At 56.4% G+C, this 17,188-nt stretch carries 17 protein-coding genes; 8 read left to right on the forward strand and 9 right to left on the reverse strand.

Annotation, left to right across the window (positions count from 1 at the left end; all coding sequences use genetic code 11):
• Positions 1-54 precede the first annotated feature (54 nt).
• Entirely contained in the window at positions 55-1,974 is a 1,920-nt protein-coding gene (locus tag CKW17_RS02610) for a tyrosine-protein phosphatase (RefSeq protein ID WP_095118574.1), read from the forward strand.
• 709 nt (positions 1,975-2,683) lie between these two features.
• On the opposite strand, the gene CKW17_RS02615 is transcribed toward CKW17_RS02610, so the two are convergent.
• Entirely contained in the window at positions 2,684-3,655 is a 972-nt protein-coding gene (locus CKW17_RS02615) for an AraC family transcriptional regulator (RefSeq protein WP_095118575.1), read from the reverse strand.
• Positions 3,656-3,922: 267 nt separating this feature from the next.
• Between CKW17_RS02615 and CKW17_RS02620 the strand changes: the two genes are divergently transcribed.
• Positions 3,923-4,726, forward strand: a complete 804-nt coding sequence (locus CKW17_RS02620; RefSeq protein ID WP_095118576.1) for a 2OG-Fe(II) oxygenase — start codon at positions 3,923-3,925, stop codon at positions 4,724-4,726.
• 231 nt (positions 4,727-4,957) lie between these two features.
• Here the strand turns inward: CKW17_RS02620 and CKW17_RS02625 are convergent, their stop codons facing one another.
• From CKW17_RS02625 to CKW17_RS02640, 4 genes are all read right to left on the reverse strand, one after another.
• Positions 4,958-6,070 (reverse strand): hypothetical protein, encoded by a 1,113-nt coding sequence (locus CKW17_RS02625; protein ID WP_095118577.1) that lies wholly within the window; start codon positions 6,068-6,070, stop codon positions 4,958-4,960.
• Positions 6,071-7,348: a hypothetical protein gene (locus tag CKW17_RS02630; RefSeq protein WP_095118578.1), complete on the reverse strand. Its 1,278-nt coding sequence runs from the start codon at positions 7,346-7,348 to the stop codon at positions 6,071-6,073. It lies immediately after the preceding gene.
• A gap of 314 nt (positions 7,349-7,662) precedes the next feature.
• Positions 7,663-8,025, reverse strand: a complete 363-nt coding sequence (locus CKW17_RS02635; protein ID WP_095118579.1) for a DUF6124 family protein — start codon at positions 8,023-8,025, stop codon at positions 7,663-7,665.
• 454 nt (positions 8,026-8,479) lie between these two features.
• Positions 8,480-9,040, reverse strand: a complete 561-nt coding sequence (locus CKW17_RS02640; protein WP_095118580.1) for a hypothetical protein — start codon at positions 9,038-9,040, stop codon at positions 8,480-8,482.
• A 189-nt stretch (positions 9,041-9,229) separates the two neighbouring features.
• Here CKW17_RS02640 and CKW17_RS02645 point away from each other — a divergent pair, with 189 nt between their 5' ends.
• Together CKW17_RS02645 and CKW17_RS02650 are read left to right on the forward strand one after the other, a co-directional pair.
• A complete protein-coding gene (locus CKW17_RS02645; protein WP_095118581.1) occupies positions 9,230-9,595 on the forward strand; it encodes a hypothetical protein in 366 nt (121 codons plus the stop codon).
• A 63-nt stretch (positions 9,596-9,658) separates the two neighbouring features.
• Entirely contained in the window at positions 9,659-9,940 is a 282-nt protein-coding gene (locus CKW17_RS02650; RefSeq protein ID WP_218274239.1) for a hypothetical protein, read from the forward strand.
• A 136-nt stretch (positions 9,941-10,076) separates the two neighbouring features.
• Here the strand turns inward: CKW17_RS02650 and CKW17_RS02655 are convergent, their stop codons facing one another.
• On the reverse strand, positions 10,077-10,691 hold the full coding sequence (locus CKW17_RS02655) for a TetR/AcrR family transcriptional regulator (RefSeq protein WP_095118583.1): 615 nt from the start codon (positions 10,689-10,691) through the stop codon (positions 10,077-10,079).
• A gap of 131 nt (positions 10,692-10,822) precedes the next feature.
• On the opposite strand from CKW17_RS02655, the gene CKW17_RS02660 reads away from it, so the two are divergent.
• The 4 genes from CKW17_RS02660 (at position 10,823) to CKW17_RS02675 (ending at position 13,365) form a co-directional block, all read left to right on the forward strand.
• Positions 10,823-12,040 carry an MFS transporter gene (locus tag CKW17_RS02660; protein WP_095118584.1) on the forward strand — a complete coding sequence of 406 codons (1,218 nt, stop codon included), beginning with the start codon at positions 10,823-10,825 and terminating at the stop codon, positions 12,038-12,040.
• Between the two features lie 18 nt (positions 12,041-12,058).
• Positions 12,059-12,508, forward strand: coding sequence for a hypothetical protein (locus tag CKW17_RS02665; protein ID WP_218274240.1), 450 nt, complete (start codon positions 12,059-12,061; stop codon positions 12,506-12,508).
• Positions 12,509-12,593: 85 nt separating this feature from the next.
• On the forward strand, positions 12,594-13,100 hold the full coding sequence (msrA, locus tag CKW17_RS02670) for a peptide-methionine (S)-S-oxide reductase MsrA (RefSeq protein ID WP_095118586.1): 507 nt from the start codon (positions 12,594-12,596) through the stop codon (positions 13,098-13,100).
• Between the two features lie 34 nt (positions 13,101-13,134).
• A complete protein-coding gene (locus CKW17_RS02675; protein ID WP_095111974.1) occupies positions 13,135-13,365 on the forward strand; it encodes a hypothetical protein in 231 nt (76 codons plus the stop codon).
• Between the two features lie 127 nt (positions 13,366-13,492).
• Here CKW17_RS02675 and CKW17_RS02680 read toward each other — a convergent pair whose 3' ends face one another.
• The 3 genes from CKW17_RS02680 to CKW17_RS02690 form a co-directional block, all read right to left on the reverse strand.
• A complete protein-coding gene (locus CKW17_RS02680; RefSeq protein ID WP_095111975.1) occupies positions 13,493-13,954 on the reverse strand; it encodes a hypothetical protein in 462 nt (153 codons plus the stop codon).
• A gap of 104 nt (positions 13,955-14,058) precedes the next feature.
• Positions 14,059-14,850 (reverse strand): enhanced serine sensitivity protein SseB, encoded by a 792-nt coding sequence (sseB, locus tag CKW17_RS02685; protein ID WP_095119017.1) that lies wholly within the window; start codon positions 14,848-14,850, stop codon positions 14,059-14,061.
• A 59-nt stretch (positions 14,851-14,909) separates the two neighbouring features.
• Complete coding sequence (locus tag CKW17_RS02690; RefSeq protein WP_095118587.1) at positions 14,910-17,033, reverse strand: TonB-dependent receptor domain-containing protein; 2,124 nt, start codon at positions 17,031-17,033, stop codon at positions 14,910-14,912.
• Between the last annotated feature and the right edge of the window lie 155 nt (positions 17,034-17,188).

A 17,188-nucleotide genomic window follows, 5' to 3' on the forward strand; every position in this document is an offset into this window, starting at 1 on the left:
ATCACTTGCCTACCCATAGTGACCAGCCCAACGCTTAAACAATGAGGCTGCACTGTGTTTCAACGTCTTCTGTGTTCGCTGTCCGTACTGAGCCTGTCCATCGCCGCCGCCCACGCTGCCGAGCCCGTGCTGCTGGACACGCCGCGCCTGCAAGGCATGGACAATTTCCGCGATGTCGCCGGCACCACCACCGCGTATTCCACCGCTCACGACGGCACCATGCGCGCTGGCGTGTTCTACCGCGCCAACGCGGTAACTCCGACGGCTTCCGACCTGGCGACCCTCAACAGCCTCGGCATCAAAGCCGTTTACGACTTGCGTACCCCCAGCGAAATCGCCGCGACCCCGGACACAATGATCAGCGGAGCGACCTACCAGAACATCGACATCATTGGCAGCACCACCTCCGGTGCGAACATCACCAACATTTCCTTCAAAAGCGCCGCCGACGCCATTGCCATGATGGAGCAGACCAACCGCGCCTTCGTCAGTGACGCCGGCATGCGCGGCCAGTTCGGCAAGCTTTTCAATGAACTCGCCAGCGTCGACGCCGCGCAACTGTTCCACTGCACCGCCGGCAAGGACCGCACCGGCTGGACCGCCGCCGTGTTGCAGAGCATTGCCGGCGTCGACAACGCGACCATCATGGCCAACTACCTGGCCACCAACGACTACACCGCCGCCCGCGTCGCCGCCACGCTGAAAGCCCTGCCGCCGAGCATGGCCGCCATCTACGAGCCGCTGCTCGGTGTGCAGGCCAGCTACCTTCAGGCCGGCCTCGACGAAGTCACTGCGCAATACGGCAGCATGGACAACTACCTCAAACAAGGTCTCGGCCTGTCGCAGGAAACGATCTATGTGCTGCGCGGCAAACTCGTCGAATACAACAGCCTGCCGGGTCAGGCGGGGCTGATCGGCAACGCCGCCGCTGGCGCCGAATTGCTTCGCCAATTGCAGAACACCAATCTGTCCGGCACCTACAGCGCCTACAACTACTACCTGCAATCGGCCATCGACGCCGGCACCCTCGGCGGTGTTGAATCCCAGGTCGGCGGCCAGGTGCACGCTGACGCTGCCAGCTACCTGCTGCGCCAGAACGCAATGATCGAGCAAGCCGCCGCGCCGTTCGCCAGCGGCACTGATCTCAAGGTCGGCCAATACCGCCTCTGGACCACCGCGCTCGCCGGCTACCTCGGCACCGACGGCTCGTCCCACGCCGAGAGTAGTAACGAACACAGCCAAGGCCTGATGGTCGGCATCACCCAACGCTTCAGCGAACAACTCAGCGCACGCGGCGGCTTCGGCTATAGCAAAGGCACGGTCGGCGGCGCGGGTGGCGAAGCCGACACCGACTTCACTTTCCTCAGCGTCGGCGCCCGCTACGGCTTCACCAGCCTCGAACAAGGCCTGTTCGTCGACGCCAACGCCAGCGCCGGCTACGTCGACTACGACAGCAAACGCGACCTCGGCGGCGGCCTCGGCACCGCCAAGGGCGATACCCACGGTAACCTCAGCGTCGCCACCGTCGCCCTCGGCTACCGCGCCCCGGTCAACGGCATGACGTTCGAGCCAAGCCTCGGTTTCCGAGTCAGCCACCTCGACCTCAACGGCTTCAAAGAGAAGGGCAGCGAACTGGCACTCGACGTCGACGACAACAGCGCCACCCGCCGCAGCGCCGTCGCCAACCTCAACGTCGCCTTCACCCCAGTGGCGATGGGCGCATGGCAACTGGTGCCGGGCGTGCAAGTCGGTTACGAACGCACACTGGGTGACAGCCAGGTCGACAGCCAAAGCCACCTGCTCGGTCTCGACATCGAACAACGTGCGGCTTTCGACAACCGCGACCAATTCAGCGGCGGTGTGAATGTGATGGCCAGCCTCGGCGCCCTGAGTCTTGGCGCAGAAGTGGGCGCCAATGGCGGCGGCGACAGCCACGGCTTCAACGGCGGCCTCAAAGCCAGTTACGCGTTCTAAAAGAAAACGGGATCAAGGATGACCCAATCCAACAAACACCCCAAAACCCAATGTGGGAGCGAGCCTGCTCGCGAAAGCGCCAAATCAGCCAACACCAGCATCGACTGACCCAACGCATTCGCGAGCAAGCCCGCTCCCACACATTTGATTCCATCCAATAGCAGCCAATCAAAAGCCCCTCACCCTAACCCTCTCCCGAAGGGAGAGGGGACTGCCCGCGTGGATTGGAAGAGTTACACCGACGTGGCATACCGAGTCGAGCTCAAATTTTGAAAAGCCCACCAATCGGCTCCCTCTCCCTCGGGAGAGGGATGGGCGGGCGGCGTTCCGATGAGGGGCAGCCCCACCACAAAACCTGCGAGTGTCCCTTGCGCTTGTGTATGAAGTTGTGGGAGAGGGGACTGACCGAGGCGTCTTGCGTCATGCATCGACCTGAAAGATCGAGGCGATTATGGATTCAAAGCAAGACTCTCAGGTCGGTGTAGATCTTCAATATCCCCGGCTCGGTTCCCTCTCCTTGGGGAGAGGGCTAGGGTGAGGGGAAAGCAGTTACCGCAAAATCAACTGGCCAACTCGGTCAAACGCCTCCGCGCCCACTCCTCGATCAACCGCGTCGGCGTGCCATCCCCACGCTTAGCGACCCATCGGCGCGGTGCGATGTTTAGCTAAATCTTCTCACCACACGTTACCTTGCAAACCTGTTACCCAATCACCCCCGAGCCCGCAACTCCGCCGGACTTACCCCATAAGCCCCCTGAAAATACCGACAAAACCGCCCCACATTACTAAACCCAAATCGCAACGCCACCTCAGTCACCGAGCCCGAACCCCGCCGCTTCAAAACTTCATAAGCCCGCTCCAGCCGCACCTGCCGCTGATACGCCACAATCGACATCCCGACAAACCGCCGAAACCCTTCCTGCAACGCGCGCTGACTGACATGGCTCAACCGCGCCAGATCCACGCCACTGACCAACTGCTCCGGATGCGCCTGAATAAACTCCACCGCCAACTTCACATGCCTCGGCGCAACCATCGCCGTCGGCCGGTGCAACTCCTCGGAAAAGTTATGTGGCCAAGCCTCCAGCACCGCATCAACCAACATCTCGCGCAACCGCGACGGCATCAATGTCCCGCTGTTGAGCAACAGATCAAACTCCGTCCCCGTGGCCAGATCAATCAACGCCTTGATCCCCTGAAACGCCGCCGAATTCAGATCCACACTCGGCTCAAAAACGATCTTCTGCAGAATCGGTTTATCCAACAGCGCCGACAACCGCTCAGTGAGCTGATGGCGATTGATCGACATCCCGTGATGCGCGTGATCATCAAAGAAACGCATCGAGCGGATATCCGCCTTATCAATCGCCAGCCCAACGTGCGACACCCCTATAGACTCGGTGGCATGGTTGAAAACGATCTTGCCAGCAGTGGGAATGACGAACGTGATCTCATCCTGTGGATCGGGGAAAGCGACGGTGAAATCACCGTGATAATGCATCCGCCGAAAACTCACGCCATCATGGCGCCCGTAAACACCGCCAATAATGATGTTCGACGGCAGCGGCGGATTGTCGGCATAACGATTACCAAACAATCTGGCAAACAGTGCACCGAAGTCGTCCGAACGGAGGTTGTCGGAACGCAGGATGATTTGCTGGCGAACGGGAGTCGGAAACACCTTGGCGGCACCTTCGGTTGGGGGCTCTAGAACTGGGGTGTAGGGCAGGGCGCCGAGGAGATTAGCAGAGGAAATATGACGCGTTTGTGACAGCCAGAAACATGTCGTTACAGCGCCGCACCACGTTTACGCAACGGACACTCGGCAGGCCATGGCCGACATGGCAACCTGCTCGCAACTGTACTCAGCAAACAAATAGCGGCGATGCACTCAGCGCTTGGCCCTGTTTGACATGACCTGAAAGCATTCAAGTTAATTGGAGCGGCAATGCAAGCCAACACACAAACACTCCCCATCACCCTGACCCCCGAACTCGACTTCGACCAAAACGCCGCCAGCGCTTTCGGCGAATCGCTGACCCACGAATACACCCAAGCCACGCCATTCCCGCACATCGTCATCGACAACTTCCTGCAAGCCGACGTCATCGCCAGCATCCGCGAACACTTCCCGGTCGAACCGACCAACAACGAACAAATCTACGAGCGCGGCTACAAAGGCCAACTCAAACGCCAAATCAGCCCCAACGCCTGCAGCCCGTACCTGAAGAACGTATTCAACACCTTCAACTCCGCACCCATGCTGGAATTCCTCGAAAAACTCACCGGCATTCAAGGGCTGATCCCCGACCCTTACTTCGCCGGCGGCGGCCTGCACGAAACCAAAACCGGCGGCTTCCTCGGCGTGCACTCGGATTTTCGGCTGAACAAGAAGCTCAACGTAGAGCGGCGGCTGAACGTGATCATTTACCTGACCGAGGACTGGCAGGAGGCGTACGGCGGCAACCTGGAGCTTTGGGATGTGGGGATGAAGGAATGCCTGAAGAAGGTGCTGCCGATTTATAACCGGTGTGTGATTTTCAATACGGATAAGGACAGCAATCACGGGCATCCGGAGCCGTTGACTACGCCGGAAGGCATCACTCGGCGGTCGATTGCGCTTTATTACTACACGGCGAGTGGGGTGGGGGGTGAGTCGGGGCAGAGGAATAAAACGCACTATAAGCCGCGGCCGAAGGATCGGTGGAGTTTGGGATATTACTTGAATAAATTGTTTAAGAAGAAAGGATAGGGACTAGTCCTTGTTCGATGTCGTCGCTGGTTCGGTGGACGACGAGTTGTGCGGAAATTTGGAGTGGGCCGCTATTGTCGAACAGATTCAGTCTCAGATTGCTAAGCCGCACATCAAATTTTATTCGCTCCCTTGGAGTTGTTAATGTTTTATTGATAACTGTACGACGTTGCAGCGGCAGTTGGTGTAAAACTTGAAAGTGCGGCCTGAAATTGTTCAGGCCGCAATTGCTTAGCTCATGTCAGGGAAACGAAGGTCGTTAAAGTCGTCATCAAGGTATGATGAGAATTCTCGAGGCAGTTTTAGTGAGTCGACTAGATATCTAGTGAGGCTGGTGCAGAATTGTCTAAGTCTCTTGTTTGAGTGGATTTTCTCTGAAATGTAATCAAGCTTTGCTTCATTTTTTTCGGATACTTCCATAAATGCAAACTCCCTCAGAGGGAACATGCATTTCTGTATGTCCGTCGGAGAATTTAGCAGTTTGCGTGTGAGTTCCATAAAGCCAGACCAGTCCTTGAGTTCTGGCTCTTGGTGAAGAGTTCCGTCTCGTTGGGCCGCGAAAAGCTCAGTTAATCTGTTTCGCAACTGATAACTGTCACGCCCTCCCCAAATATAAAACTTGAGAATTGACTCGAACTGCTTTTCTTCTGCGTCAAATTCTATGATGTTTCGTAGGTCGTGGACTATCTGCGCCATTAGAAAAGCAAATATAGATACGGAGTATAGAAAAATGCATCTGTGCTTATTTTTTGCAGGGTCAAGTTCTCCCTTTATCTTTGCTAGAGCAGCAAGAAATTTTCTCAGCGCTTTCACCGCATCGCGTTCAATCGGAATTTCGCTATGAAGGAAAGCTGAGTATTTGTTCAGTCCGGGGTCTTGCGCCGTCGCCTCGAAGAGTTTGTTCCAATTGTCTATCGACGTCGAGTAGCAGTAGTCTATAGTGAAGTCTATAGAGCAGGAATTTGCGTAACTTTGAAATTGTGATTCATCGAATAAATGCACGTTAATTTGCTTTGCTGACAGTCGGTGAGCTTCAGATGCTTTTTTTCTAAGTACAATAAACGCTTCGTCGCAACCTGTGAAGTTCATCATTCCGCCAGCCCAGAAAGCCCTATTTATTGGGCTCGTCTTTCCTAAGGTTTTGCAATCGAAAGCTACCCGGCGCGGTCGCCCAGTTGAATCTATTTTTATTCCAAGTACATCGATGTCTGTGATTATCGTGCTGGTTGTGGACAATTCTCTGAAGTTTTGTACGTCAACTTCAGGGAAGGGTGCCATGTCGTTGATAAGGCAAAAGCGAATTGCCATTTCTTTTTGATGTATATCTTTATCTAGTCTCGACATTTATTCGTACGCAAATATGAGTTGTTCGAATTGTTCGGCGCTGTCGCCTTGTAGTGCTACTTGGCCTCGACCCTTCAATTCCGCTGCAGATATAATTGACTGGATGTATTTTTCGTCTTTTGAGAGTGCAAGGCGGGCTTCCTGTCTGACATCTAAATTGGCGAGTTCCCCCGTCCTGAGAAGATTTATTGCGAGGTCGAGGGCAGCCCTGTTTTCTTCGCCGGGTGTCAAGTGGAATTCATACCTGTTACCAGTCACATGTTTTAAGTGGCCAACTCTGAGGAAGACCAAATTTCTATACTGGTTTATTGCTTCGGAATTTGATCCGATATAGCCTTGGTCTCTCAATACTTCTAAGATGCGTACAGGCATTTTAATTCTGAATTGATCCGCTAATAATTGCCCTTTTCGAACGCAAGAGACCAAGGCCATTGCACGTTCGTATATTTCACGATTTGATGCGTCTAGTCGGTTGCCACCAGGTTTAGGTGTGAAAACAAATGTTTCAGTGGAGTTTTGGAATTCTATTGATGGCGGTTTAAGTATGCCCTCGGCGCACAAGTGCACTAATAGCTGTGTTTGATCTGTTGTTAATTTTTTGCCGCCTAACTCTAAACGTTTCTGGATTAGTGAAAGTGGCCAGCCTTGGTTGTTTTTTATAACATCTAGGACCGTTGCGATGTCATCAGCACCCACCCTTGCGGTTACGTCGGCTAACTCATCGAGATTGTCGGAGAAATAGAAAGGGCTAGCAATAATGCTCCTTCCTCTTGCTCTAAATTCCTTGAAGTAATGACCTGTTGAGCCAATGTCGACGCATCGTTCAAGTAGCGGCCGATCTATTCCAATCGTTGAAATTAGTCTGTCTCTGTTTTCTGGCTTGTTCTGGAGTTCGGATAAAATTAGCAGCGTTCCCTGCTCATGCTCGTTTAATTCCGAAAAGGTAAAGTAGTTGCCGACACCTTCGTACAGATCTTTGAAGTGCGGGATATCAGGTATTATGGAGATTATTTTTCCGTTCTTTTTGACAAGCTCGATGTAATCTATTTCGGCGAGAATTTCGCATACTTCTCTGAGGGAGTAAGACGGGATCGAGAAAAAATGATCGCTTACTTTTCTGAGTACTTCGAAATCAATTTCTTGCAAGCCGCGAAGGTGAATTGCAAGAGTTGCAGCCATGCCCATAGTCCTTAGGCGATCAAAGTCGGGGACATCAATTCTGCCTAAGCCAGCTTGTACGTCATAAGATAGCTCAATTAACTTACGACCATTTAGCATCAACACTCTCCTTTGTGTATGTTTTGCGGTTGAAGATGGTCGGCTCGCAATGAATATGATGTTGCAAAACCGATCCATTTTTCATGAAGATATTTAGCATACCTGCGGGCAAAAAGCTCCCCGCTTCATATTTTCCAAAACATACGATTTGACAGGTCAGATGCTTACCCTCTGTGGTAGAGGCTAACCTTCACCACAGAGGCTCTCGTTACTGAGAAAAAACGGAAAAAACGGGACGGATTTATTTTCACTGTTGGTGGGCATGTCTGATCAACCTCCATGACGGCATCCCAACCGTCATGGAGGAATTTTCGTTACTCCGTCGGCACTACGTTATCCAACGCCCGATTCACTGCCAACTCCCCAAGCATCACCACCTGTGCAATGCCTTGCAGCGTCTTGCGTGCCGGTCCCTGCACCAGCCCGATCACATCCCCAAGCATCACCGAAGCCGAGCCGAGTGATTCACTGGCATTCACCAGCAATTCCTCAGTCTTGGTGTTCGGGTTGGCGATAAACATCTTGTTGGTTTGGTACGGGGTGAGCATGATTTCCGGGGCAGGGCCGAGGTAATGTGAGAGGGCGCGGTCGACGGCTTCGTTGAATTTCTTGGCGTCGGGGGATTCGTCGCCTGAGATTGGATCGGTTTCTGGTGGATTCGGCGTTATTTTGAACATAGATGAAACTCCAGGATGAAAAGTGGAGCCATCACTTTCGCTACCAAACGAGGGTGGTGGCCAAACGCAGGTTGGTAGACCGGTCACCTGGATACCCGGCGCGTCCGAAGACGCCCTACGCATGGCCACCATAAACAGCGGACGAAGACGTCCGTGCAAATAGATCTGCGATGCGACAGGTATGCCGGGCTACCAAACCCGATCACTGCTATTCAGTGACCGACCCACAATAGAACCCGCATCCAAGGCGCACAAGCCGGCGGATTCTGGCGTAGTCGTAGGCAACGGCGCAAGGCGTTGTAGGTTGGGATGACGTAACTTGGGGTGTCTTTAAACAATGTCCAGGAATTGCTTCAACAGGGCAGTTCGAGCTGTTTTTGCAATGTCTTTGTGGACTGGAGGAGCGAGAGCCGTTTAGCGATCCATCAGGGCACGTCCCTCGCTATAGGGTGATTTAATTCGCCAGCGAAATCAGCATGTCGATCACATTAATAGGCACATAAATCAGCGTAATCGCCACATACGCTTTACGCGACCGTGCCAAAAACGCGCCAATCGGCAACACAATCATGATCACATCCAGCAACCCCCAAAGCGCCACCGGCGATGCCTCAAACAACGTGACATTAACGATCAGCCCCAGGCACAGATACGTGGACAGCGACAGCAATGCATAGCGCCCATCCTGTTCGAAATACACGCACAAACCGTTCTGCTCGTCCTCACTGCGACTCGGCAGCAACAACGCCGCCGTGACGAACAGCGACAATGTCAGCATCACCAACAGTAGAAATTCGAGAAACGAGAAGGTCTGTTTCACCGCCGACAGTGCGTTGACGGCCCACCAGAATTGCAGCTGCATGGTAAACAGCATCACCGCCCAGACCAGCGCCACCCAATCTGGCTTAGCCACTCGGCGGATGCGGAATACCGTTAATGCGCCGAGCAGCAGGCGGGTGACGGAGAGTCCGAGGATCATCGAGAGGACGGTGGCGACGATCGGGAAGTTGCTCATCTTGCCTCTCGTGAACTCGGTTCGGCTGGAAGGGTGTTTTGGGCAGACTAGGTGGCGTGGGTAGGACCGTCAAACGTGGCTGTGCGGTTGGGTTGGCAGAAAACGGCTGTAGAGCCTTGCTGCGCGGAGGTAATGGAATAGGATGCCCGCAGGCTGGAATGGATCTTCTCGACTAAGGATGTGTGGTTTATGGAATCTGCTTTTTCGCAAGTTGCCGAGCGTTTGCACAACCGCCGGTTTGCCGTGGCGAACAATGCTCAGGGGTTGTCCGATGCGCGCACGGTGTTTCACTACTACGTCGAAGGCGAGGCGGTTTGGGGGACTTATGCGGGTGGGCATATTCGCATGGGCAACCAGGTCGGGCGGGTGACCGGGCCTGACAGTATCGAGCTGCTTTATCAGTGCATCACCACGGATGGCGAGATTCGCGCGGGTTGGTCGCGGGGGGTGGTGGGAATTGATGAGGCGGGGCGGACGACGTTGCGGTTTGTGTGGGGGTGGTTGTCGGGGGCCGAGGGTGGCGGGGAGTCGAGTTATGTTGAGGTGGTCGCTTAGCGATGGGGCATCTTGTGATTATCGCGTGCTGCTCGGCACTAATCTTTCAACGCAAGGATGGCTATGTCTGTAGATCTTGATGAGTTGCTGGAACGTGTCAACGATGAGCAATCGTTCATCGATTTCGTCGCGGCGCTGGGTGCTGATTTCTCCCGTGAGCGGGCACTGGAGAATTCCAGTGAGGCGGGGGCGTCGGACTGGGAAAATGGATCGGTCGATACGTTTCTTGATGCTGCGGCTGCTTGGGCGATGGCTACTTCGAGGAATGCTCAGGCGGATGCTGCCGTTTCTAATGTCTGGCAACGGTGCGCGGAGATTTTGTTGGCTGGGAAGTTTTACGAGTGAGGCTCGCAGATCATCCGCTTTAGGCCTGCATTTTTTTGATAAGAAAACGCCCAAGGGTTTGGCGTGTCCTGGATGGTTAGGACCGCTTACTGCCTTGGGCGAGATGGGCGCAGATCAGGTGGGTGCAACGTAGACGTCAACTCTTCGCCATCAAATCCCACGTCCGCATCACCTGCGTAATCGCCGCATCAATACTCTCAATCGGCGTGTCATCCCGAGCCAGGATGGAAATCCCCTGCAGGAAACTGTCGAACACCGTCGCCATGGCGGCTGCGTTCGTGTCGCCCGCTAACAGTCCTTCACTCACACCACGCTCGACACACGCCACAATCCCGGCGCGGGTTCGTGCGCGGGAGTGGGTGAGGGCTTGAGCGACGTGGGCGTTTTCCGGGCTGGGTGCGCTCATGACGCCGAGGGTGACCATGCAGCCTTTCGGGTGGCCGTCGTTGCACTGCATGCGTGCCGACTGGCGCAGGGCGGTTTCGATGGCTTGGCGTGGTGGCAGACTTTCGTCCCACAGGCATTCGGTGACTTGGGCGAAGGTCGTCAGGTAGCGCTGCACGCATTCGTCGAACAGGGCTTCTTTGGAGCCGAACGCGGCGTAGAAGCTCGGCGCGGAAATGCCGCCGCCCAGTTCAGCCTTCAACAGTGAAAGGGATGTCGAGTCGTAGCCGTGTTGCCAGAACAATTGCATGGCCTGGTCGACGGCGTCGTCGCGATCGAATGCGCGGGGGCGGCCGGTTCTGGCCATAGCTGAAACTCCTCGGAAAGTGATTTGGATACTAGTCGATACATAAGTCATTGACAACGTGCCTCGGCTGCCGCCAGTATTTTATATCGATCGGTACGCAAGTCTGAATTTCCAAACTCAAGGAGTTTCCTGTGACACCCTCAATGACTCTATCGGCAGCGCCGAAAAGCCTGCCCATCGGCGCCTTGCTGGCGCTGGCTATGACCGGTTTTATCTGCATCGTCACCGAAACTCTGCCCGCCGGGCTGTTGCCGCTGATCAGCGAAGGCTTGGCGATTTCGCCTTCGATGGCCGGGCAGATGGTCACCGCTTACGCACTGGGCTCGGTACTGGCGGTGATCCCGATGACCATCGCCACGCGCGGCTGGCGTCGGCGCAATGTGTTGTTGCTGACGATTGTCGGTTTCCTGCTGTTCAATTCGATCACGGCGCTGTCGTCTCACTACGGTGTGACGTTGGTGGCGCGCTTCTTCGCCGGGGTCTCGGCAGGGTTGGCGTGGAGCCTGTTGGCCGGATATGCACGGCGGATGGTCGAGCCGGATCAGCAGGGCAAGGCGTTGGCACTAGCCATGGTCGGCACGCCGATTGCTCTGTCTTTGGGGGTGCCGCTCGGCACATGGCTGGGAGGGCTGGTCGGTTGGCGTACGACGTTCGGCATCATGTCCGGGCTGACTTTGATTTTGATTGTATGGGTGCTGGTGAAGGTCCCCGACTATCCACCGCAGCCTGCGCACCAGCGTCTGTCGTTGCGTCGCGTGTTGACCACGCCGGGTGTGCGGCCGGTGCTGGCGGTGGTGATCAGTTGGATGCTGGCGCACAACATTCTCTACACCTACATCGCCCCGTTTGTGGCGCCGGCGGGGTTGGCGGATCGCGTGGATCTGGTGTTGTTGGTGTTTGGTCTTGCGGCGTTGGCGGGGATTTGGCTGACGGCCAAGTTGGTTGAGCCGTTGTTGCGCAAAACGGTGTTGGTGAGCCTCGCTACCTTCGCTGGTGTTTGCGTGGTGCTGGGATTTATGGGGCATGTGCCGCAGGTGATTTACATCGGCGTGGCGGTGTGGGGATTGAGTTTTGGCGGCGCGGCGACTTTGTTGCAGACGGCACTGGCGGATTCTGCCGGTGATGGCGCCGATGTCGCACTGTCGTTGAATGTGGTGGCGTGGAACAGCGCGATTGCCGGCAGCGGGGTGGTCGGTGGGGTGTTGCTCGACCGCTGGGGCGTCGCCTCGTTTCCCTGGGCCATGGTGGTGCTGGTGAGCGTGGGGTTTGCCATTGCCTTCTGCGCACGGGTGCACGGGTTCAGATCGGGGCCGCGTGTTGCTGGAGCGGTTGCGGTTGCCGGTCACTGATGCCCGGATGCGCGCTGCGTGAGCCTCGAGGGCGACCATGGCACGCTTAGCGCTTTTGACCTGAATCTGAATGTCGTCAACGTCGGCAACCGGCCAGAAGCGTCTCATCTAAAACCGTGGCTTTGCAGCCATGTTATGGTCTCGAAACCAAAAGAAAGCCCACGGAATTCAATCATGGAACTGGTTCGACTCACCCCCGCGGAGCATCACACCAACGACAGTTACTGGCGACTTTTCAAGGTCGCAGATGGTTCTGTCTACATCCTCGTTGAATGTGAAGCGTCTTTTGTGGGGTACCAGTCCATGATCAAGCTCAACGCCGAGGAAATGCGTGACTACCACGGTTTGGGCTGGTTATCGATTCAGCATCTGGCTAACCGAATCAATTACTTTGTCAGTGATTACAGCGGCCGAAGGATTACGGGGTCTTTGCTCGAGGAAGCCAATCAGGTTTCAGCGCGTCAGTAGTTCTATTGGCTCAGCCCCTTGGAATCCGCCAACCCGCCCTCATAACCATCGCTATACCCAACACCCCGAAGAGGAACGACACGCCATGACCACTCAAACCGAAACCGCCATCCTTGCCGGCGGCTGCTTCTGGGGTATGCAGGATCTGCTGCGGCGCTATCCCGGCGTGTTGCAGACTCGCGTCGGTTACACCGGCGGCGACGTGCCGAACGCCACGTATCGCAACCATGGCGACCACGCCGAAGCCATCGAAATCACCTTCGATCCGGCGGTGATCAGCTACCGACAGATCCTTGAGTTTTTCTTCCAGATCCACGACCCGAGCACGCCCAACCGGCAGGGCAACGACCTTGGGCGCAGCTATCGCTCGGCGATTTACTACCTCAGCGAAGAACAGCGCGATGTCGCTGAAGACACGGCTGCCGATGTCGACGCCTCAAAACTGTGGCCGGGCCGCGTGGTGACCGAAATCGAACCGGCGGGGCCGTTCTGGGAAGCGGAGCCGGAGCATCAGGATTATCTGGAGCGTATTCCGAATGGCTACACCTGCCATTTCATTCGGCCGAACTGGAAGCTGCCGAAGCGCGGGTGAGTCCAAAACGACCTCAAACAACAGAACCTCAAATATGAATCATGAACTTTGGCTGGACCCTGATGGCTGTCAGACCTTTTGTCTGGCCGGCGCTCAAGGTGATAGTGCGCGTGCACTTATGGATTCGGACGCGAAGCTTGTTTGGGAGGTCGAGGCTGACAGTCATTTCGAAGCGATGACCAAGTACTATGCGCACATGCAGTGGGGCGAGTACCGGACCGACTTTCCCGAACAAGACAAGACGTCCTACAGAGACCTGGGCTAAGCGACCTGTCGCCATCCAGTGCCAGCACATAAGCACTGACATTGAGCTGTCAATGCGCTTGGGCTGAAGCCCTCCCATCAGGGGCCACCTGTTGCAGGATGGCTCCTGAGTGGAGCAGCAACGCTGTTCAATTCACACGCGTACTCACGACTTCCCCGGTGGCGGTGTCTTCCAGCCAGACTTGCAGACGATTGAGGCCAACGTATTGCGAGCGTGCCATGATTTTCTGGCCCGGCTTGCCATCGAACTTCAGATCCGCATACATGAAATGTTGCGGCAGTCGGTATTCCAGCTGAATCGTATAGGTGCCCGGTTTCAGCACCGCGCGCTGCGGCGAATCGTTCTTGTAGTAGTACGTGGAGAACGGGATATTGCCGACTTTTTCATCGTTGATCCGGATGATGTTCAGGTTCGGCTGAAGATCGGCAAAGTGCCGCTGGGGCCGGCCGGCATAGGTGTCGGTTTCGACCACGGTGTAGCGCGACTCGTCTGCTGCGGTGGTGACGCCGACGTTGGAGTACGCCGGCATTTCTGCGCAACCTTGCAGGCCCAACAGCGCCATGATCAAGGGAAGGACAATCTTTTTCATCGATAAAACCTGTTTTTACTCAAAGTTGATTCACGATCAGACGGGCGTCTGACGTTGTTGATTTGCTGATTGCGAGCGGGTGTTTGCCAACAGAGCGCCGGCGCTCAAGCCTTGCCCAAGCCAAACAGTGAACGCAGCTTGCTGCCCCAACTGCGCTCATAGAAGGGCGTCGTTTGCTTGAGAAAGTAATCGCTCAGCCCCGACTCACCTTCGCAGACGCGGTACAGGTCAACGGGCTCGCCATCCGGCGCCGTGTCCCCGGCGACATTGCCGGCTTCGCGCATGACCCGCTGAACATCGCCGTCCGCCTCGATCCCGACGACCAAATGCGGTTTTTCGTCCACCGAAGTGTCGTGCATCAGTGCGAGAAAGCCACGTTTCACATTGCGATGTTTGGCGAGTAACTGCGTCAGCGAATGGATCATTTGTGTCGGGTATTGCGAAGGCTGGCCGAGCAGGACTTTGGTTTCTTTTTCGACGGTGCGCGAGGTGGCTGTCTGGCCGACTTCATCGGAGAGCAGATTGGCCACTTCCTGCGGGAAGAACTCTTTGCCATAAGGCGACTTCGGGTTGAGAAAAAGAGGCGTGCCCAGCGTCATCTCGAACAGCGACCTGGCCGGCAACTCCAGATACGTCTCTTCACCGTTGATCGACTGTTGCAGGGTTTGCAGCGACGAAAAAAACGGAATGACCGAGGTGCCATCCGGTTTTTCCCAGTGCGCGATGCTGATATTGCTGCCGGCTTCGAGATTGACTACGCCGTCTGCCGTGCCCGTCGTGCCGAGGATGTAAACCGGCGAGTTCAGCAGTGTCGTGAAGAACTCAGGCCGGTGCGCGGGCTCGTCGGCGGCCAGCCTGAGCGATTTTTCCAGTGGGTTTTCTTGCCGGTTATCCATGATGTCCATCCGTGACTCGCTAGAAAATTACTGACTTGGGTTATTGCGACCGGCTCGTCTCAGAGCAGACTCCACGACACCCCGACATACACACCCATCCCTTCACCCGGCGTCGACCGCGCCGCATCCAGGCCTTTGTCGTCATACCCTGGCGTGACTGTGGCGGCATAGTGTTTGTTACTCAGATTGCGCATGTCCAGCCACGTCTGCCAGTCACCTTTCGGCGCGTTGTAACCCAGCGTCGCACCGAACAGTGCGTAAGGATCGGCGTAGTAACTGTTGGCGTAATCCACGGCAACTTTCGACACCAGTTGCGTGTTGACCGCGGCGAAGAAGCCCTGAGGCCAGTCGTAGCGCAACTCGCCCTGGTAGTAATGCATCGGCAAGCCGGGCAGGCGATTATCGCCAAAACGATCATCATCGCGATAGCGGAAGTCGCTGAAGGTGTACGCCTGACGCAAGCTCAACTGACGGCCATCGGCGGCCGACCAGAGTTTGCTGTTGAGGCTCGCTTCGATGCCTTGGTGCACGGTCGGGCTGGCGTTGAGTTCGTAAGGGGTGACGGCGTTGGGATCCGGCAACACCGACAACAATTCATGCCGTACTTGCGCGTAGTACCACGCCAGGCTCCATTCGCCGACGGCGCTGTCACCCCGGCCGCCCAGTTCCAGTGTGGTCGCGGTCTGGTTCTGCAGTTTGATCGGGTCTTTCTGCGTGCCGGTCGCCGCGCCGTTGCCCGCCGGGAAACGCACGTTGGAGCTGTAAATCAACGACCACGGATGCGGCGCTTCAACCGAGCGGCTGAGGTTGCCGAACACCTGCAGATCCGGGGTGATCTGGTAGCGCAGGCCAAGGCGCGGTGCGTAGTCCCAGTCGTTCATGCTGGTTTTGCCGCTCTGTGGGTAGGTCACAGCGCTTTCGCGGCGGGTGTAGATGGCAGCGAGGCCGGTGGTCAGCCACAGGTCGTCGGCAATTTCCAGGTCGTTGCCAAAATGCAGAACGGTGTCCGACCCTTGATAGGTGAAGTTGCGCATGCGCGTGCCCGGCACGTAGCTGGCGGTGTTGCCGCTGGGGATGCGCACGAATTCGCTGGCGCCGTCGTTGGGCAGGTGTTTGGTGACGCGCAGGCCGACGTTGCTGCGGCTTTCCATGCCGAAAATCGTGTCGCGGCGTTTGTAATCGAAGGTGCCGCTGACGTCGGTGTAGGCGACTTTCAAGCGGTTCGGGCCTTCGCGCAGGTCCATCGGATAATCGTGATAGACGAGGCCGGTCTGGATGCTCGAATCGTCGTCGATGTAATAGGTGGTCTTGTTGCCGATGAAGGTACTGCCCGGCTGTTTGCGGCTATCGTCGCGCGCCACATAGGACGGGTTGGCCGCGCGAGGCGAGTGTTCGATGGAGTGCTTGGTCACGCGGCCGGCGAGGTCGTTGTCGGTCTCGCGGTAGCGGATATAGAAGCGGGTTTCCAGGTTCGGGTTGAAGCGATAGCCGAAGTTGGCGATCAGGCCTTTGCTCTCGCTGGCGGTGTGATCCTGATAGCCGTCGGCGTTGGAATCGGTGAGCGACACGTAGTAATCGAAATCGCCGAGCACTTGTCCGGAGCTGACCTGACGCTGCTGATAACCGTGGCTGCCGGTGGCGTAGCGCACTTGCAGTTTCGGCGCGTTGTAGCCGGTGTGGCTGACGTAATCGATGGCGCCGCCAAGTGCCAGCGAACCGCGATCAAAGCCGTTGGCGCCGCGCAGTACTTCAACGTGATCGACCCACAGCGGTTCGAGCAATTCATAGGGCGTGCCACCCGGACCGGTCAGCGGCAGACCGTCGAGCATCGTGTACAGCCCCGACGCATGGGCACCCGGCGCGCGGTTGATGCCTGAGCCACGCACTGAGATTTTCACGCCTTCGTTGCCCGCCGACTGCGCATAAACCCCCGGCTGATAGGCCAGCACATCCTGATTGCTCGCCACCCGGCCCTGCAATGGCTGACGCATGTCGACCACGTTGGTGCCGCCGGGCACCTGTTCGAGGCGGGTTTTGGCTTCTTCGACGCTCGCGTCTGAGCCACTGCGTTCATCGGCCGAAATCAACACTTGCCCCAATTCCAGACCTTGAGTCTCGGCCATCGCCGGGCAGGCTAGGGCCAGGCCGAGCAGGGCGGTGGGCAGGGATTTGGACGACGGCATCGAAAAACTCCAGGCAGGCAAGAACGGGCAATGAACAGTGCGACGTAACAAAGAACGAACGAAACACATGGCAATTTGGCTTTTTGCCCGGCAATGGCAAACAGCACGGCATGAACTAACCTCACGTGTCTGGTGTATCCCGTCAATCAACAGTC

Source organism: Pseudomonas sp. Irchel s3f10 (assembly GCF_900187515.1).
GTDB lineage: Bacteria > Pseudomonadota > Gammaproteobacteria > Pseudomonadales > Pseudomonadaceae > Aquipseudomonas > Aquipseudomonas tensinigenes.

Bases quoted from the DNA above. Each gene is read 5' to 3' on its own strand.
- CKW17_RS02620 (WP_095118576.1), top strand. From the start codon at position 3,923: ATGCAAGCCAACACACAAACACTCCCCATCACCCTGACCCCCGAACTC.
- CKW17_RS02625 (WP_095118577.1), bottom strand. From the start codon at position 6,070: ATGTCGAGACTAGATAAAGATATACATCAAAAAGAAATGGCAATTCGC.
- CKW17_RS02630 (WP_095118578.1), bottom strand. From the start codon at position 7,348: ATGCTAAATGGTCGTAAGTTAATTGAGCTATCTTATGACGTACAAGCT.
- CKW17_RS02635 (WP_095118579.1), bottom strand. From the start codon at position 8,025: ATGTTCAAAATAACGCCGAATCCACCAGAAACCGATCCAATCTCAGGC.
- CKW17_RS02640 (WP_095118580.1), bottom strand. From the start codon at position 9,040: ATGAGCAACTTCCCGATCGTCGCCACCGTCCTCTCGATGATCCTCGGA.
- CKW17_RS02645 (WP_095118581.1), top strand. From the start codon at position 9,230: ATGGAATCTGCTTTTTCGCAAGTTGCCGAGCGTTTGCACAACCGCCGG.
- CKW17_RS02650 (WP_218274239.1), top strand. From the start codon at position 9,659: ATGTCTGTAGATCTTGATGAGTTGCTGGAACGTGTCAACGATGAGCAA.
- CKW17_RS02655 (WP_095118583.1), bottom strand. From the start codon at position 10,691: ATGGCCAGAACCGGCCGCCCCCGCGCATTCGATCGCGACGACGCCGTC.
- msrA (WP_095118586.1), top strand. From the start codon at position 12,594: ATGACCACTCAAACCGAAACCGCCATCCTTGCCGGCGGCTGCTTCTGG.
- CKW17_RS02675 (WP_095111974.1), top strand. From the start codon at position 13,135: ATGAATCATGAACTTTGGCTGGACCCTGATGGCTGTCAGACCTTTTGT.
- CKW17_RS02680 (WP_095111975.1), bottom strand. From the start codon at position 13,954: ATGAAAAAGATTGTCCTTCCCTTGATCATGGCGCTGTTGGGCCTGCAA.
- sseB (WP_095119017.1), bottom strand. From the start codon at position 14,850: ATGGATAACCGGCAAGAAAACCCACTGGAAAAATCGCTCAGGCTGGCC.
- CKW17_RS02690 (WP_095118587.1), bottom strand. From the start codon at position 17,033: ATGCCGTCGTCCAAATCCCTGCCCACCGCCCTGCTCGGCCTGGCCCTA.